The sequence below is a fragment of the Streptomyces sp. Ru73 genome (assembly GCF_002920575.1).
Lineage (GTDB): Bacteria > Actinomycetota > Actinomycetes > Streptomycetales > Streptomycetaceae > Streptomyces.
In genome coordinates, this window is record NZ_PQSQ01000028.1 from 22,664 (window position 1) to 38,672 (window position 16,009).

Genomic DNA, 16,009 nt, shown 5'->3' on the forward strand with positions numbered 1-16,009 from the left:
GTCCGGGCAGTCCAATCCCCCCTGCCTGATCATGGACCGCAGCCGGCCTGACGCACAGCGTGGTGACGCCGGCGGCCACCGAGGAGCAGCAGTCTTGCGCGAGTTCAGCCTTCCGGCCCTGTACGAGGTCCCCGCGGACGGCAACCTGACGGATCTCATCCGCCGGAATGCCGCGCAGCACCCCGATGTGCCCGTCATCGGCCGCAAGGTCGCCGGACAGTGGCAGGACGTCACCGCGGCCGCTTTCCTCACCGAGGTCCGTGCCGCGGCCAAGGGCCTGATCGCCTCGGGCGTCCGGCCGGGCGACCGCATCGGCCTGATGTCCCGCACCCGGTACGAGTGGACGCTGCTGGACTTCGCGATCTGGAGCGCGGGCGCGGTCACCGTCCCTGTGTACGAGACCAGCTCGCCCGAGCAGATCCAGTGGATCCTGGGCGACTCCGGCGCGGTGGCCTGCCTGGTGGAGACGCCCGCGCACGAGGCCGCGGTGGAGTCGGTGCGCGACCGGCTGCCGGCCCTCGCCAACATCTGGCAGATCGAGCGGGACGCGATACCCCGGCTGCACGCGGCGGGCGACGGGATGTCCGACGACGAGGTGGACGCGCGCAGCGCCCTCGCCGACGCCGACTCCCCCGCCACGATCGTCTACACCTCCGGCACGACGGGCCGCCCCAAGGGCTGCGTCCTCAGCCACCGCGCGTTCTTCGCCGAGTGCGGCAACATCGTCGAGCGGCTGCGGCCCCTCTTCCGTACCGGTGACTCCTCCGTCCTGCTCTTCCTCCCGGTCGCGCACGTCTTCGGGCGGCTGGTCGAGGTCGCCTCCGTGATGGCCCCGATCAAGCTGGGCCACGTCGCGGACATCAAGCACCTCACCGACGAACTGGCCGCTTTCAAGCCGACGATGGTGCTCGGCGTGCCGCGCGTGTTCGAGAAGGTCTACAACACCGCGCGGGCCAAGGCGCAGGCGGACGGCAAGGGCAAGATCTTCGACAAGGCGGCGGACACCGCGATCGCCTACAGCCGCGCGCTGGACACCCCGGCCGGCCCGTCGATGAGCCTGAAGCTCAAGTACAAGGTCTTCGACCGGCTCGTCTACGGCAAGCTGCGGGCCGTCCTCGGCGGCCGCGCCACGCACGCGATCTCCGGCGGCGCGCCGCTGGGCGAGCGGCTGGGCCACTTCTACCGCGGCATCGGCTTCACGGTGCTGGAGGGGTACGGCCTCACCGAGTCCTGTGCGGCCACCGCGTTCAACCCCTGGGACCGCCAGAAGATCGGTACGGTCGGCCAGCCGCTGCCCGGCTCGGTCGTCCGCATCGCCGACGACGGCGAGGTGCTGCTGCACGGCGAGCACCTCTTCACCACGTACTGGAACAACGAGCAGGCCACCGCCGACGCGCTGTCCGACGGCTGGTTCCACACCGGCGACCTCGGCACGCTGGACGAGGACGGCTACCTCGCCATCACCGGGCGCAAGAAGGAGATCCTGGTGACGGCCGGCGGCAAGAACGTCGCGCCCGCCGTCATCGAGGACCGCATCCGGGCGCACGCGCTGGTCGCCGAGTGCATGGTCGTCGGCGACGGCCGTCCCTTCGTGGGCGCGCTGATCACCCTCGACGAGGAGTTCCTGCCGCGCTGGGCCACCGAGCACGGCAAGGTCGGCCTGAGCACCGAGCAGCTCACCGAGGACCCGGAGCTGCTGGCCGCGGTGCAGCGCGCGGTGGACGACGGCAACGCGGCGGTCTCGCGCGCCGAGTCGGTCCGCAAGTTCCGCGTCCTGCCGACCCAGTTCACCGAGGAGTCGGGCCACGTCACCCCGTCCCTCAAGCTCAAGCGCAACGTCGTCGCGAAGGACTTCGCCGAGGACATCGAGGCGCTGTACCGCGGCTGAGCGCGGTCGAGGTACGACGAGGTGGCCGGTCCGGGGCTCCGGGCCGGCCACCTGTCGTCGGGCGCTACAGCAGTTCCTTCAGGCGTTCGGCCAGCAGGTCCCAGCGCCACTTCTCCTCCACCCAGGCGCGGCCGCGTTCGCCCATGCGGCGGCGCAGGGCCGGGTCCTTGAGCAGCGGGACGATCCGGTCGGCGGCGGCAGCCGGGGAGCCGCCGGGGACCACCCAGCCGGTCTCGCCGTCCAGGACCGCGTCCGGGGCGCCGCCGGAGTCGCCCGCGACGACCGGCAGGCCGGTGGCCGACGCCTCCAGGTAGACGATGCCCAGGCCCTCCACGTCCAGTCCGCCGCGCCGGGTGCGGCACGGCATCGCGAAGACGTCCCCCGCGCCGTAGTGCGCGGGCAGCTCCTCCCAGGGGACGGCGCCGGTGAAGTGCACGGCGTCCCGGACGCCGCGGGCCTCGGCGAGCGCGCGCAGGTCCTTCTCGTACGGCCCGCCGCCGACGATCAGCAGGGCCGCGTCCGGCACCTCGGCCCTGATCCGCGGCAGGGCCTCGATCAGGGTGTCCTGGCCCTTGCGCGGCACGAGCCGGGAGACGCAGACCACGACGGGCCGTTCGGCGAGCCCGAGGCGCGCCCGGACCTCGTCGCCCCCGGAGCCGGGGTGGAAGGTCTTCTCGTCCACGCCGGGCGGCAGTTGCGTCATCCGCCCGGCGGCCGCCGGGGTCAGCGCCCGCGCGATCCGGGAGCGGGTGTACTCGCCGAGGTAGGTGATCGTGTCGGTGCCCTCGCCGATCCGCCGCAGCAGCTCGCGCGAGCCGGGCAGCTGGGCCCAGCCCGCCTCGTGGCCGTGTGTGGTGGCCACGATCCGGCGCGCGCCCGCCCTGCGCAGCGCGGGCGCCATCAGGCCGAGCGGCGCCGCGGCGCCGAACCACACCGAGCGGCAGCCGTGCTCCCGCAGCAGCCCGACGGCGCGCCGGGTCACCCGCGGGGTGGGCAGCAGCATCGTGGTGCGGTCCCGCACGACGGGGTACGGCTGCGCCGCGTCGAAGGCCGCGGTCGCCTCGGCGCCTTCTGCGCCGCGCTTCCAGGTCGACGCGTAGACGACGACCTTCGCCGGGTCGAGGCGGAGCGCCATGCTGTGCAGGAAGGCCTGAATGCCGCCGGGGCGGGGCGGAAAGTCGTTCGTGACGATCAGGGTCTTGTCCATCGGGCCCGACAGTAGCGCGTGGGCCGCAGGGCGCTCCGTAAGGGGCGCGGGGAACTGCGCGAGCAATCACAGCGGCGGGAAAGGCGGGGGCCTCGTGCTCAGCCCAGCACACGCTGCACGTACGTCCGCCACTGCGCAGTGAACTCCGCCGTCGGGACGTGCAGCTCCTTGCGCATCGTGCGGTCCAGGCCCTTCGCCCCTTCCGGGGCCTTCGCCATCGCCCGGTAGAAGGACACCAGGCGGTCCTCGCCCCAGGTGTCGGCGATCATGCGGCAGGCCAGCCAGCCGCCCTCGTACGCGCGGTTCAGCCGGTCGGCGCCCGCGTCGAAGCCGAAGTCCGCCGTGGTCGGCAGCCGGTCCGGCACCTGCCCGGCGGCCACCGCGCGGGTCAGTTCGGGTGCGGCGGCCCGCGGGCCGCGGTGCGCGGTGCGGTAGGCGGTCCAGTCGGCGAAGCCCTCGGAGAGCCACAGCGGGGTGGCGGCCGTGGTCGCCGTACGGGTGGCGACATGGGTGGTCTCGTGGGTGAGGACGATCCGCCGGCCGAGGGCGCTCAGCTCGCCGTACGCCTGGGGGTTCACGATCACCCGGTCCGCCGGGGCACGGTTCGAGGCGCCCGCCTCGCCGGTGGTGACGGCCGCTATCCCGGTGTACGCGGAGTCGTCCGGGGAGCCCAGCAGTTCGGCCATGCGGCGCACCGAGTCCGGCGCCTCGATCACCACCTCGCGCGACCAGCGGCCCGGCCAGGCGTCGCTGACGGCGGGCACCGCGGCGTCCGCGCGCCGGGCCAGCTCGCGCAGGCGCGCCTCGGACTGCCCGGTGCCCAGCACCAGGCTGTGCGTGCCGCGCACCCGCTGGACCGGCCCCTGGTCCCACAGCTGACGCGCCGTCGGCTTGCCCTCGGCCGCGCCGTCGGTGTCCGAGCTGATCCGCCAGTGGCCGTCGCGGCGGGTGAAGGTGAGGTACTGGACGGCGGTGACCGGCGCGGTGTCGTACCCGGCGAGGCGGTAGCGCAGCCGGACCTCGGCGGCGATCCGGGGGCCGCCGCCGGCCTCGGCGGGCAGCCGGAAGGCGCCGGTACGCACCAGGCGGTAGCGCCAGTCGGCGAGCGGCACGCGGCGCAGGTTCGCGAACATCCGCCGCTGCCGGTCACGGAACGCGTCGGCACCGGGGTCGACGGAGGTCAGGAAGGCGCGGGCGTCCCGGTCGCGGACGGCGTCGGCGCGGGCGTCCAGCAGCCGCTGCACGGCGGCGGGGACGGTCCGCTCGGCGGCCGGGCCGGCGCAGCCCGTGACCACCGCCAGCAGCAGCGCGAGCCCGCCCGCCGCCCGGGACCCCGCTCTGTGCCGCCGGCGCGGCCACTGCTTTTCCGCCACGTGCCGAATCGTATGCGTGAGCGGATGCCGACGGACAACATCCGGCCTGCGGTCACCGGTTCGTGCGCCGGGGCCGCGCTCGCGCTCAGACCCTGACCACACCCGACACCGGCATCATGCCGACCGGGTCGTAGCGGACCCGGGCGCCCGGGTGCGGGGCGTGGATCACCTGGCCGTTGCCGACGTACATGCCGACGTGGCTGGCGTCGGAGCGGTAGATGACCAGGTCGCCGGGGCGGGCCTGGGACAGCGGCACCTGCTGCCCGGCGTACCGCTGCTGCTGCGAGGTGCGCGGCAGGGAGACCCCGGCCCTGGCGTACGACCACTGCATCAGTCCCGAGCAGTCGAAGGAGCCGGGGCCCGAGGCGCCCCAGACGTACGGGGCGCCGACCACGGACCGGGCGGCGGCCACCGCGCGCGAGGAGCGGCCGGAGAGGCCGGACAGTTCGGTCAGCTCCGGGAGCGAGCCGTCCCGCGATCCGCGCGAGGCACGGTCGTACGCGGCCCGGTCCCCCGCGGGCAGCGCGTCCAGCAGCCGCTTGGCGGCGGCGAGTTTGCGCTCGACGGCGTGCTTGTGGCGGGCGACGTCGCGCCGGGCCTGCTCCAGCCGGGTCAGCCGGCCGGCGGCCGCGCGGCGCTGCTGGTTCAGCACCCGCTCGGCGTCCACCAGGCGGTTGAGCCGCCCGGCCTGCGCGGTGCCCAGCCGGCTCAGCATCTGGGCCTTGTCGAGGTAGTCGGCCGGGTGCGCGGAGAGCATCAGGGCGAGCGAGGGATCCACGCCGCCGGAGCGGTACTGGGCCGCGGCCATCGCGCCGAGCCGGTCGTGCAGCCGGTTGACCCGTTCCTGGGCGCGTGCCGTGCGGTCCTGGAGCACGGCCACCTGGTCGCGCAGTTCCGCGGTGCGTTCCCTGGCGCCGTTGTACTTCTCGGTGGCCCGCTCGGCCTGGGCGTAGAGCGCGTCGACGCGCGAGGTGAGCTGCGCGCGCCCGGCGGTGTGGCCGGTGCCGGGGTCGGCGGCCGCGGGGATCGCGGTCAGCGCGGCTGCGGTGGCCGCCGCTGCGGACATCAGCGTGATCCGTGCCGGACCCTGCGGGCCGGACGGCGAGGAACGGCGGTGGGACGCCACGAGAGGCCGCACTCCCTTCCCGTGCAGCCCCTGCCGCCCGGGGCGGGCGGTCGGTGACCGGCGGCTGCGAGGGCAGACAGTAACCGCGGCGGTACATCCCGGCCAAAGACCTCGGGACCCGCACAAAAATCCGCCTCGCCGGTGACTCCGCAGGTCACCGGCGAGGCGGTAAGTCAGCGGCGGCTGCCGCAATTCGCCCGATCGGGCGGCGCGTCCGGAGGCCGTCGGCGTGTCGGCCCCGGCCGCGGTCACCCAGCGTCAGACGCGGGCGTCGTCCGTGTCAGACGCGGACGCCGTACATGAAGGGCATGTTGTCCATCGACTCGAAGCGCACCGCGGCGCCCGGCTTGGGCGCGTGCAGCACCTGGCCGTTGCCCGCGTACAGGCCGATGTGGTGCAGGTCGCTGTAGAAGAGCACCAGGTCGCCGGGCTTGAGCTGGTCGCGGCCGATCTGGGTGCCGGCGGTCGCCTGCTCCTGGGAGGTGCGCGGCAGGGACTGGCCGGCCTGCTGGTACGCCCAGGAGGTCAGGCCCGAGCAGTCGAAGGAGGACGGGCCGGTGGCGCCCCAGACGTAGGGCGAACCGATCTTCGTCTTGGCGGCGGCGAGCGCGGCCGCTGCGCGCTGCGAGCTGGGGACGGCGTTGCCCAGGTCGACGCGGCTGTTGGCGCGGTTGGCGCGGGCTTCCTTCTGCTGGAGCTCCGCGCGCTCCTTGGCGGTGAGGGTGTTGAGCAGCTTCTGCGCCTTGGCGAGCTTGCCCTGGATCTCGTCCTTCTTCTCACCCAGCGCCTTGCGGGTGTCGGAGAGGTCCTTGATCTTGCCGGCGGCCTCCTCGCGCTCCTGGGACAGGGTGCGCTGCTTGTCCGCGATGGTCTTCAGCTGGGCGGCCTGCTTACCGCTCAACTGGTCCAGCGTGGAGGCCTTTTCCAGGTAGGTGTCCGGGTCGCCGGAGAGGAAGAGCTGGACCGAGGGGTCGATGCTGCCGCTGCGGTACTGACCCGAGGCCACGGTGCCGATGCCCTTGCGGAGCTTGTTCAGCTCCTCCTGGCCGCGGGCGACCTTGTCCTGGAGGGTGTCGACCTCCTTCTGCAGCTTCTGCTGGTCCTCCTTGGCCCCGTTGTACTTCTCGGTGGCCTGCTCCGCCTGCTCGTAGAGCTTGTCGACCTCGGACTTGACTTCCTCCTTGGACTGCTTCGGCTCCGCGTGAGCGGCCTGGGAGGAGAGGGCGACGGCCGCCGCGGCGGTCGCGGTGAACACGGTGACGCGCGTGCGGCTCGGCTGCTTGGGTCGACGGTGGGACGCCACGGGGGCGAGCTCCTTCTTCCTTCAGCCGCCTACCGGGTGGTGGGGGGAACTGGGGTCCCCGGCTCCGCGTGAACGCCGCGGACTCGGCGGTTCCTTCACTGTTCATCCCGGTTGGATGATCAACTGCATGAAGGTTCGAGGCCTGACCTTAGTAACCGAGTTGTGATCGCTTCAAATCTTCACGGGAAAAAATTTCGCCACACGAGCATCCTTTACCAATAGCGCACCGGCTGTAGCAGGGAATTGACGCTCAGGAACCGGCGAAAGGCAATCGGAGTGTTCTATCCCACACGGCGCCCGACGCGTTCCGCGCGCCTTCAGGTGCGGGCAAGTCGCTTGAGGAGAAGGGCGGATGCGACCGGGCGGGCGCCCGCCTTCGCGACCCCGTCGGCCACTTCGCGGTCGGTGGAGACCACGACGACCGGGCGGCCGGGCGGTTCGGCCCGTACGAGCTGACGAATCAACTCATCGGCCGTTACGCCCGGTTTGCTGAAAAGAACCCGAACGCCCCGCGGTGGGGCGAGGAGTACCGGCGCGGCCAGTTCGGCACCGTCGAAGACGCACGTCATCTCCGCGCCGGTCTGCGCGGCCAGGACGGCCAGCCCGCCCAGCAGCCGCAGCCGCTGCTTGTCGAGCGGCATCGTCGGATAGCCGGTCTTGGTGACGTTGTAGCCGTCCACCACCAGATGGGCCTGGGGCAGCGCCAGGAGCTGGTCCAGCAGCGCCGGGTCCATGTCGGACAGCGCGCGGTTGGCGACGTCCTTGGGCGTCATCCGGCCCGGCTCCACGGCGTCGACCGTGTCGGCGGGGTGGACGTTGGCGGGCGGCAGGGCCAGTTCCCTGCGCAGCCCCTGGGCCGCGTCCAGCACGGTGTCCAGGAGCAGCCGGAGGCGCATGTCCTCCGCGCTGCGCCCCTCGCGCGCGGCGCGGCGCCCGGCCTCCAGCGCCGACTCCGCCTCCGCGACCCGGGCCTTCAGCCGCCGCATCTCGCTGTCGGCGGCCGTCTTCTCCGTGGCGGCGGCCGAGCGCAGCGACTCGGTCTCGGCCTCCGCCTTGCGCGCCGCCGCCTGGGCGCGCTTCACATCACTGAGGGCGCTGCGCAGCTTGCGCTGGAGCGCGTCGTTCTCCTTGCGCGCCGCTTCGAGGTCGGCTCTGGCCTTGTCGGCCTCGGCGCGGGCCGCGCTCCGCGCCTGGGCCAGCTCCTCGCGCAGCCGGGCGAGCTCGCGCTCGGCCTCCTCGCCGGCCCGCTGCTCGTCGGCGCGCCGGACCTCCTCGCCCGCCGCCGCGACCAGCTTGGCCCAGCCCGGCGGGCGCAGCACGTACGCCGCCGCCGCGACGTCCTGCGGGTCGGCGGCGGCGGGCGGGGTGCCCTGCTGGAGGGCGTCGGCCAGCTCCCGCTGCGTCTCGCGGAGCCGGGCCGCGATCCGCTGCCGGAAGACCGGGTCGCTCTCCAGCGCCGCCGCCATGGCGTTGCCCGCGAACTTGATCCGCCGCGAGGGCGTGAAGCGGGCGTACTGGCGCAGCGGCGGCGGCAGTTCGGCGACCGTCAGGCCGCCGAAGGACTCCGCGGTGAGCGCGACGACGCGGCGCCGCACGCCCTCGGGCAGGGGACGGTCGAGCACTTCGTCGGCCGCACCGGCCTCCGGGTCGCGCTCTTCCCCCTCATGCTCCGCCGGCCGCTCCACCACTGCTGCCCCGCTCCGATCTCAGGCGTCCGCGCCGGGCCGGTCCACCAGCTCGATCTGGTCGACCGCGTTGCACCAGCGGCAACGGACGGATTCGATGCTCTCATCGAGCACCTCGCGCTCCTCGACCTTGGGCTCACCGGCCAGGTCGAGGTGGACGTACTCCACCACCTTGGACCGGCGGGTCACATCGAAACGCGTGAGGTTGCCGCACAGCGTGCAGCGCCACCGGGTTTCGGCCGTCGGCAGGGGAACAGCCATTGTGTCGTCCTCTTTCGTCAAGCGTCGTGCGGTTGTGCGGGTTCACGCGGTGCGCCGTCGAACTGCGGAAGTACGGAAAGTACTGCCCGTAACCCTACGGCCTGGCGGCCGCCCGGCGCCGTCCGTGCCCGGCTGCCGGAACACGGCGAGGCACTCTGTCCCCTTTGTGGCTATTACGGCATGATCACTTCATGGCGGCCTCGATCCTGTCCCCGCGGACCGTGTTCTCCCGTATGACGAACATCCTCATCGCCATCTGCTGCGTGGTCTTCGTCATCGGCCCCGCTTCGGGGCTGAACCGGATACACGGCACGGGCGAAGCGCTCCTTCAGGCACAGAGCGCATATTTCGCCCGATGGGGCGTCATCCCGCGCGACCTGTGGAGCGGCGACCCGAAGGCCCTGCTCACCCCGCTCACCGCGCTCTTCGTGCACGGCAGCTGGCTGCACCTGCTGGGCAACATGCTCTTCCTCTACGTCTTCGGGGGCATGGCCGAGGCCAGGATGGGCCGGCTGCACTTCGCGGTCTTCTACGTCCTGACCGGTTACGTCGCCCTGCTGGGCTACGCCGCCGCGCACGCCGAGTCCGGGCAGACCCTGGTCGGCGCGTCCGGCTCGATCTCCGGCGTGCTCGGCGCCTTCCTCTACCTCTTTCCCCGCGCGCGCGTGACCAGCCTCTTCCCGTTCCTCTTCTTCCTGCCGCTGCGCTTCCCCGCCTGGGCGGTGCTGCTCTTCTGGTTCGTGCTGCAGTGGCTGGCGGCGCAGCGCGCGGCCAACGGCCCGGGCGTCGCCTACCTGGCCCACGTCGTGGGGTTCCTGCTCGGCTTCCTGTACGCCTGGGTGCGCTACCGCGCTCCGGACGCTCCACCGCAGGCCGTCACGGGGGTCCCCGGTAGGGTGGAGGCCACAGAACGGCCGACCGAGGGAGAGAGCCAACCGTGATCACTTCGATCGTGCTCATCAAGACCAGCGTGGACCAGATCCCGGAGATCGCCGAGCAGATCGCGGCGCTCGACGGCGTCAGCGAGGTCTACTCGGTCACCGGCGCGCACGACCTGATCGCGATGGTCCGGGTGGCCGAGCACGACGAGCTGGCCGACGTCATCCCCGGCCGGATCAGCAAGGTCCCCGGCGTCGCCTCCACCGAGACGCACATCGCGTTCCGCACGTACTCCCAGCACGACCTGGAAGCGGCCTTCGCGATCGGGCTGGACGCCTGACGCCCAACGCGGCGGCGGGGCCCCACAGGGGACCCCGCCTTCAGTGCCGTCCGCGTCCTCAGGCCGCCGCGTCGCGGTCCGGGACGCAGCGCCCCTCCTCGGTCCGGTAGGACCACCGCGCGCCGTCGGTCACCAGTTCCTTGACCGCCCCGACGAACCGCTCCACGTGCTCGTCGGGCGTGCCGGCCCCGAAGCTCACCCGGATGGCGTTCAGCGACCGCTCGCCCGGCGCCCCTTCGGGTGCGCCGCAGGCCCCCGGGTCCTGCGGGTCGCTGCCCAGCAGGGTCCGCACGAGCGGGTGGGCGCAGAAGAGCCCGTCCCGTACGCCGATGCCGTACTCCGCGGACAGCGCGGCCGCGAAGTGCGAGCTGTTCCAGCCCTCGACGACGAAGGACAGCACGCCCACCCGGTCGGCCTCGTCGCCGAAGAGCGAGAGCACCTTCACCTGCGGCACCTCGGCCAGCCCGGCCCGCACCTTCGCGATCAGTTCCCGCTCCCGCGCGACCAGCGCGTCGAAGCCGGCCTCGGTCAGCGCCCGGCAGGCGGAGGCGATCGCGTACGCGCCGATCACGTTCGGGGAGCCGGCCTCGTGGCGCGCCGCCGTGGTGTGCCACTCGACCGCCACTCCCCCGTCCTCGCGGCGCGCGACGGTGCGGCTGGCGCCGCCGCCGGCCAGGTACGGCTCGGCCGCCTGCAGCCAGTCGGCGCGCCCGGCCAGCACGCCGGCCCCGAAGGGCGCGTACAGCTTGTGGCCGGAGAAGGCCACCCAGTCCACGTCCAGGCCGGCGATGTCGACGGGGTGGTGCGGGGCGAGCTGGGCGGCGTCCAGGACGATTCGCGCGCCGTGCGCGTGCGCCGCGGCCGCCAGTTCGCGTACCGGCCACAGCTCGCCGGTCACGTTCGACGCGCCGGTCACGCACACCAGCGCCGGGCCGTAGGGCTCACGGGCCGCGAGCGCCTTCTCCAGCGTGTCGACCGCCTGCCGCGGGGTGCTCGGCGCGTCGAGGTAGGTGACGGTCAGGTCGCCGCGCTGCTCCCAGGGCAGCAGCGACGCGTGGTGCTCGGTCTCGAAGACGAACACCCGGGTGTCCGCGGGGAGCACACGGGCCAGCAGGTTGAGCGAGTCGGTCGTGGACCGCGTGAACACCACCTGGTCCGCCTCCCGGCAGCCCAGGAACTCCGCGACGGTCTTCCGGCTGTTCTCGAAGAGGTCGGTGGACAGCTGGGAGAGGTACCCGGCGCCGCGGTGCACGCTGCCGTAGTACGGCGCGTACGCGGCCACGTCGTCCCACACCCGCTGCAGGGCCGGGGCGCTGGCGGCGTAGTCGAGCGCCGCGTAGGTGACCTCGCCGCCGGTGACGAGCGGGACGCGCACATCGCGGCCGAGGACGGGCAGCGGCGCGGCGGCGGTGCCGGCGGGGTCGGCGTCGGCGGTGCCGGCGGCGTCGGCGGTGGCGAGGGCGGTGTCAGGGCGCACGGACATGGCGGAGTCTCCCGGAGGCGTAAAACCGTGCGGAACGCACGGAGTAGGCGAATGACACGCACGGGGCGTGGAGGAACCCGCGGGCACCGCGCACGACTCGGAGAGACGGGGCGCCACAGGCGGGGTGTGCGGAGGAACGGGGCCGACCGGCCCTAGCGCATTCGCTGCATCACGGAAGAGCTCCCTCGATAACCAGGATCCCTGGCGGAGGGATCCGCGCTTGCCGCGGGCCTTGCTGCCTGCGGCCTGGTCATCACCCGGGGCACCCCGCCACGGACGGAGGGTTGCCGGACAGCGGGCCGGGGCCTGTATCGCTGTCGCTCGTGACCTTGGAGAGCATCTTGCCACATGATCGCGGCGGCGCAAGGGACGTCCGCCATGCGGACACCCCGGCACCCGGGGAGGAACACGTTCTCTCCATTGCCGGGTGCGGCGCCTCGGTGGCTTGTCGCGCCCACGCGGCGGAGCCGCACAAAAAGCAAGGCCCCGCGCCCCTGGGGGCGCGGGGAACTGCGCGGCAAGCCACGACGGTGCGTCGGTCCCGGGACGGCCGCGAGGGGCTCGCCACGGCGGACCGGAAAGACGCTACGCGTTGGACGCGGTTACCCAGCGTTCCAGCGCTGTCCTCGCCGCGCCCGAGTCGATGGATTCGGCCGCCTTCGCCATGCCGGCCGCGATCTGCTCGGTGAGGGGCGCGTCGGTCGGCGCGAGGGCCACCAGCGCCGCAGCGGAGTTCAGGAGCACCGCGTCCCGTACCGGGCCCGGCTCGCCGGCCAGCAGGCGGCGGGCGACGTCCGCGTTGTACGAGGCGTCCGCGCCGCGCAGCGCTTCCACCGGTACCAGCTCGATGCCGACGTCCCGCGGGTCGAAGTGCTCCTCGCGCACCGCGCCGTCCCGTACCACCCACACCTTGGAGGTGGCCGTGGTGGTCAGCTCGTCCAGGCCGTCGTCGCCGCGGAAGACCAGCGCGGAGGAGCCGCGCTCGGCGAGCACGCCGGCCAGGATGGGCGCCATCCGGGCGTCGGCGACGCCGGTGGCCTGCGCGCCGACCCGGGCCGGGTTGGTGAGCGGGCCGAGCACGTTGAACGTCGTGCGGATGCCCAGCTGGCTGCGGGCGGCCGCGACGTGCCGCAGCGAGGGGTGGAACTTCACCGCGAAGCAGAAGGTGATGCCCGCCTCCTCGGCGACCTCCACCACCCGGCGCGGCGTGAGGTCCAGGTTCACGCCCAGCTTCTCCAGCACGTCGGACGCGCCGCTGGCCGAGGACGCGGCACGGTTGCCGTGCTTGACGACCTTCGCACCGGTGCCGGCCACCACGATCGAGGACATCGTGGAGATGTTGACGGTCTTGGCGCCGTCGCCGCCGGTCCCGACGATGTCCACGCTCGGACCGGGCACCTCGATGAGGTTGGCGTGCTCGTACATCGCACGGACCAGCCCGGAGATCTCCGCGACGGTCTCGCCCTTGGCCCGCAGCGCCACCGCGAACCCGGCGACCTGCGCGTCGCTGGCCTCGCCGCGCATGATCCGGTCCATCGCCCACTCGGTGGAGTCGGCGGAGAGGTCACGGCCTTCCAGGAGGGCGTTCAGCACGCCCGGCCAGGTGCGGGCCGCCACGCTGCCGCCGCCATCCGGGGTCACAACGTTCATGGTCCACACTCCTGGTTCATGTCAACTGCTTCACGACGAGCCTATCGGGCCCGCGGTACGCCGGAGGGCCCTGTCCGTTCGATGGACAGGGCCCTCTGGGTGGCGTTTCTTGCTACGTGCTGGGGTGCGGTGCGGGCACCGCACCCCGGGGGAGATCAGTGGTGGCCGTGGCCGCTGGTGATCTCCTTGTACTCCTCCACCGTCGGCTTCGGAATGTAGTTGTCCTCGCCGTAGTAGCCCTTGGAGAGCTTGGCGCGCAGCTTCTGCGACCGCGTGACCTTGCGCTCCACGCCGTTCTCGTCGACCTCGGGGCCGATCTCCAGCGGCTTGGGCTGCTCGTGCTGGGTGAGCGTGAACAGCTGCTCCTGGCTGAGCGGCTCGTGCACCTCGATGAACTCACCGTGCGGCAGCCGCTTGATGATGCCGGACTCGCGTCCGTGCAGCACCTTGTCGCGGTCGCGCCGCTGCAGACCCATGCAGATCCGCTTGGTGACGATGAAGCCGATGACCGGGCCGACGAAGAACGCGATCCGGACGAACCAGGTGATCGAGTTGATCGACAGGTGGAAGTGGGTGGCCCACAGGTCGTTGCCGCCACCGACCAGCATCACCAGGTAGGCGATCAGCCAGGCGACACCGAAGCCGGTACGGGTCGGGGCGTTGCGCGGGCGGTCCAGCAGGTGGTGCTCACGCTTGTCGCCGGTGACCCAGGACTCGATGAACGGGTAGACCGCGATGGCCACCAGCACCAGCGGGAAGACGAGGATCGGGATCAGCACACCGAAGTTCACGGTGTAGTGGCCCGCGATGTTCCACTCCCAGCCGGGCATGACACGGACGAGACCCTCGGCGAAGCCCATGTACCAGTCGGGCTGGGCGCCGGTGGACACCTGGTCCGGGCGGTACGGGCCGATGGCCCACACCGGGTTGATGCTCGCGATCGCGGCGATCACCGAGATCACACCGAAGACCAGGAAGAAGAAGCCTCCGGCCTTGGCCATGTAGACCGGCAGCAGCGGCATGCCGACCACGTTCTTCTCGGTCTTGCCGGCACCCGGGAACTGGGTGTGCTTGTGGTAGAAGACCAGGATCAGGTGCGCCACCAGCAGGCCGAGCATGATGCCCGGCAGCAGCAGCACGTGGATCGAGAAGAACCGCGGAATGATGTCGTGGCCGGGGAACTCCCCGCCGAAGATGAACATCTGCAGGTACGAGCCGACCAGCGGCATCGCCAGGATGACACCCTCGATGAACCGGACACCGGTACCGGACAGCAGGTCGTCCGGGAGCGAGTAGCCGGTGAAGCCGGTGAACATGCCGAGCACCAGCAGCAGGAAGCCGAACAGCCAGTTGACCTCGCGCGGCTTGCGGAAGGCGCCGGTGAAGAACACCCGCATCATGTGGACCAGCATGCCGGCGAGGAACACCAGCGCGGCCCAGTGGTGGATCTGCCGGATCAGCAGGCCGCCGCGGACGTCGAAGCTGATGTCCAGCGTCGACTCGAAGGCCTGGGTCATCCGGATGCCGTGCATGGGCACGTAGGAGCCGTGGTAGACGACCTCGGCCATGCTCGGGTGGAAGAACAGCGTCAGGTAGACGCCGGTCAGGATGATGATGATGAAGCTGTAGAGGCAGATCTCACCCAGCATGAAGGACCAGTGGTCCGGGAAGATCTTCCGCATGTTGGACTTGGCGAGGCTGTAGATGCCCAGCCGGCCGTCCGCCCAGTCGGCGATCCGCTCGCCCCGCGGCGCCTGGCCGCGGCGCGCGTTGGTCGCGCTCGTCTCGTTACTCATCCGCGCTCCCAGAAGCTCGGGCCGACGGGCTCCGCGAAGTCGCTGACGGCTTCGAGGTAGCCGTCCTTCACCGTGATGTGCAGCTGCGGCAGGGGGTGACCCGCCGGGCCGAAGATCACGCGGCCACCGTCGGAAAGGTCGAAGGTGGACTGGTGGCAGGGGCAGAGCACGTGGTGCGTCTGCTGCTCGTACAGGGAGATCGGGCAACCGACGTGGGTGCAGATCTTCGAGTACGCCACGATGCCCTCGTGCGACCACTCAAGTTCCTGCTTGTCCTTGATGTTCTGCGGCTGGATCCGCACGAGCATCAGGGCGTCCTTGGCGATCTTCTGGTGGAAGTCCTCGTCGCTCTCCTCCAGGCCCTCGGGCTTGGCGAAGGTGAGGGAGCCCACCGCGATGTCCTCGGGACGCAGCGGAAGGTTGGTGGACTGGTTGACCAGGCGTACGCCCTTCTTCCAGCCCGTGGTGCGGAGCTTCTTCTCCGGGAGGGGACCGAGGTCGCGCAGCAGGACCACGCCGGACAGCGGCACCAGGGCCAGCGCGCCGAACATGGTGTTGCGGATCAGCTTGCGGCGGCCCATGCCGGACTCCGCGGCGCCTTCCCGGAAGTCGGCCATGACCTTGGCCTTGACCTCGGGCTCGGCCTCGATCGGGTGCCGCTCCTGGGCGACCTCCACGTCCGACATCAGCGTGCGGGCCCAGTGGACCGCGCCGGCGCCGATGCAGAAGAGCGCCACGCCGAGCGTCAGGCCCAGCGCGAAGTTCAGCGCGCTGATGTGGCCGAGCGGCCAGATGTAGACGATCTTGTCGATCGGGAAGATCACGTACGAGGCGATGAAGCCGATCGTCGCGAGCATGGACACCGTGAAGAGGAGAGCCACGGTGCGCTCGGAGCGCTTGGCGGCCCGCTCGTCGATGTCCTGGATGCGGTGCTCGTGGGGGGGCAGCCCCGGGTCGGCGAAGGGGTTGTCCTTCGTCGCCACGTCACCGTGAGCGCCGTCGCGCTCACTGGGAAGGG

General features: G+C 72.0%; 13 protein-coding genes and 1 riboswitch. Of the genes, 3 read left to right on the top strand and 10 right to left on the bottom strand.

The annotated features are described in order from the left end of the window. Nucleotides 1-94 precede the first annotated feature (94 nt). Nucleotides 95-1,888, top strand: coding sequence for a long-chain fatty acid--CoA ligase (locus C3486_RS15065; protein WP_103833203.1), 1,794 nt, complete (start codon nucleotides 95-97; stop codon nucleotides 1,886-1,888). 64 nt (nucleotides 1,889-1,952) lie between these two features. On the opposite strand, the gene C3486_RS15070 is transcribed toward C3486_RS15065, so the two are convergent. The 6 genes from C3486_RS15070 to C3486_RS15095 form a co-directional block, all read right to left on the bottom strand. Then, nucleotides 1,953-3,095: a glycosyltransferase family 4 protein gene (locus C3486_RS15070; protein WP_103833204.1), complete on the bottom strand. Its 1,143-nt coding sequence runs from the start codon at nucleotides 3,093-3,095 to the stop codon at nucleotides 1,953-1,955. Between the two features lie 98 nt (nucleotides 3,096-3,193). Beyond that, entirely contained in the window at nucleotides 3,194-4,468 is a 1,275-nt protein-coding gene (locus C3486_RS15075; RefSeq protein WP_258052790.1) for a hypothetical protein, read from the bottom strand. 85 nt (nucleotides 4,469-4,553) lie between these two features. Then, nucleotides 4,554-5,594: a C40 family peptidase gene (locus C3486_RS15080; RefSeq protein WP_103833205.1), complete on the bottom strand. Its 1,041-nt coding sequence runs from the start codon at nucleotides 5,592-5,594 to the stop codon at nucleotides 4,554-4,556. Nucleotides 5,595-5,874: 280 nt separating this feature from the next. After that, entirely contained in the window at nucleotides 5,875-6,897 is a 1,023-nt protein-coding gene (locus tag C3486_RS15085) for an NlpC/P60 family protein (RefSeq protein WP_103833206.1), read from the bottom strand. Between the two features lie 317 nt (nucleotides 6,898-7,214). Further along, entirely contained in the window at nucleotides 7,215-8,519 is a 1,305-nt protein-coding gene (locus C3486_RS15090; RefSeq protein WP_374936872.1) for an NYN domain-containing protein, read from the bottom strand. A gap of 84 nt (nucleotides 8,520-8,603) precedes the next feature. Next, complete coding sequence (locus C3486_RS15095; RefSeq protein ID WP_103833208.1) at nucleotides 8,604-8,843, bottom strand: hypothetical protein; 240 nt, start codon at nucleotides 8,841-8,843, stop codon at nucleotides 8,604-8,606. A gap of 191 nt (nucleotides 8,844-9,034) precedes the next feature. On the opposite strand from C3486_RS15095, the gene C3486_RS15100 reads away from it, so the two are divergent. Beyond that, entirely contained in the window at nucleotides 9,035-9,784 is a 750-nt protein-coding gene (locus C3486_RS15100; protein WP_103833209.1) for a rhomboid family intramembrane serine protease, read from the top strand. After that, nucleotides 9,781-10,062 carry an Lrp/AsnC family transcriptional regulator gene (locus tag C3486_RS15105; RefSeq protein ID WP_103833210.1) on the top strand — a complete coding sequence of 94 codons (282 nt, stop codon included), beginning with the start codon at nucleotides 9,781-9,783 and terminating at the stop codon, nucleotides 10,060-10,062. The genes C3486_RS15100 and C3486_RS15105 overlap by 4 nt, the downstream gene beginning before the upstream one ends. A gap of 58 nt (nucleotides 10,063-10,120) precedes the next feature. On the opposite strand, the gene C3486_RS15110 is transcribed toward C3486_RS15105, so the two are convergent. The 4 genes from C3486_RS15110 to C3486_RS15125 all read right to left on the bottom strand — a co-directional run bounded on the left by C3486_RS15110 (nucleotide 10,121) and on the right by C3486_RS15125 (nucleotide 15,974). Further along, on the bottom strand, nucleotides 10,121-11,545 hold the full coding sequence (locus tag C3486_RS15110; protein ID WP_103833211.1) for an aminotransferase class V-fold PLP-dependent enzyme: 1,425 nt from the start codon (nucleotides 11,543-11,545) through the stop codon (nucleotides 10,121-10,123). A 211-nt stretch (nucleotides 11,546-11,756) separates the two neighbouring features. Next, nucleotides 11,757-11,874: riboswitch (SAM riboswitch) on the bottom strand. A 256-nt stretch (nucleotides 11,875-12,130) separates the two neighbouring features. Beyond that, entirely contained in the window at nucleotides 12,131-13,195 is a 1,065-nt protein-coding gene (trpD, locus tag C3486_RS15115) for an anthranilate phosphoribosyltransferase (protein WP_103833212.1), read from the bottom strand. Nucleotides 13,196-13,350: 155 nt separating this feature from the next. Continuing rightward, nucleotides 13,351-14,991 (bottom strand): cytochrome b N-terminal domain-containing protein, encoded by a 1,641-nt coding sequence (locus C3486_RS15120; RefSeq protein WP_103833213.1) that lies wholly within the window; start codon nucleotides 14,989-14,991, stop codon nucleotides 13,351-13,353. Continuing rightward, the gene (locus C3486_RS15125; RefSeq protein ID WP_258052791.1) at nucleotides 14,988-15,974 is read right to left on the bottom strand and encodes a ubiquinol-cytochrome c reductase iron-sulfur subunit; all 987 of its coding nucleotides are present in this window, start codon (nucleotides 15,972-15,974) and stop codon (nucleotides 14,988-14,990) included. The genes C3486_RS15120 and C3486_RS15125 overlap by 4 nt, the downstream gene beginning before the upstream one ends. Nucleotides 15,975-16,009: the final 35 nt, after the last annotated feature.

Excerpts from the sequence above, each read along its gene's own strand:
- C3486_RS15110 (WP_103833211.1), bottom strand. The coding sequence starts at position 11,545 with ATGTCCGTGCGCCCTGACACCGCCCTCGCCACCGCCGACGCCGCCGGC.
- C3486_RS15120 (WP_103833213.1), bottom strand. The coding sequence starts at position 14,991 with ATGAGTAACGAGACGAGCGCGACCAACGCGCGCCGCGGCCAGGCGCCG.
- trpD (WP_103833212.1), bottom strand. The coding sequence starts at position 13,195 with ATGAACGTTGTGACCCCGGATGGCGGCGGCAGCGTGGCGGCCCGCACC.
- C3486_RS15070 (WP_103833204.1), bottom strand. The coding sequence starts at position 3,095 with ATGGACAAGACCCTGATCGTCACGAACGACTTTCCGCCCCGCCCCGGC.
- C3486_RS15100 (WP_103833209.1), top strand. The coding sequence starts at position 9,035 with ATGGCGGCCTCGATCCTGTCCCCGCGGACCGTGTTCTCCCGTATGACG.
- C3486_RS15095 (WP_103833208.1), bottom strand. The coding sequence starts at position 8,843 with ATGGCTGTTCCCCTGCCGACGGCCGAAACCCGGTGGCGCTGCACGCTG.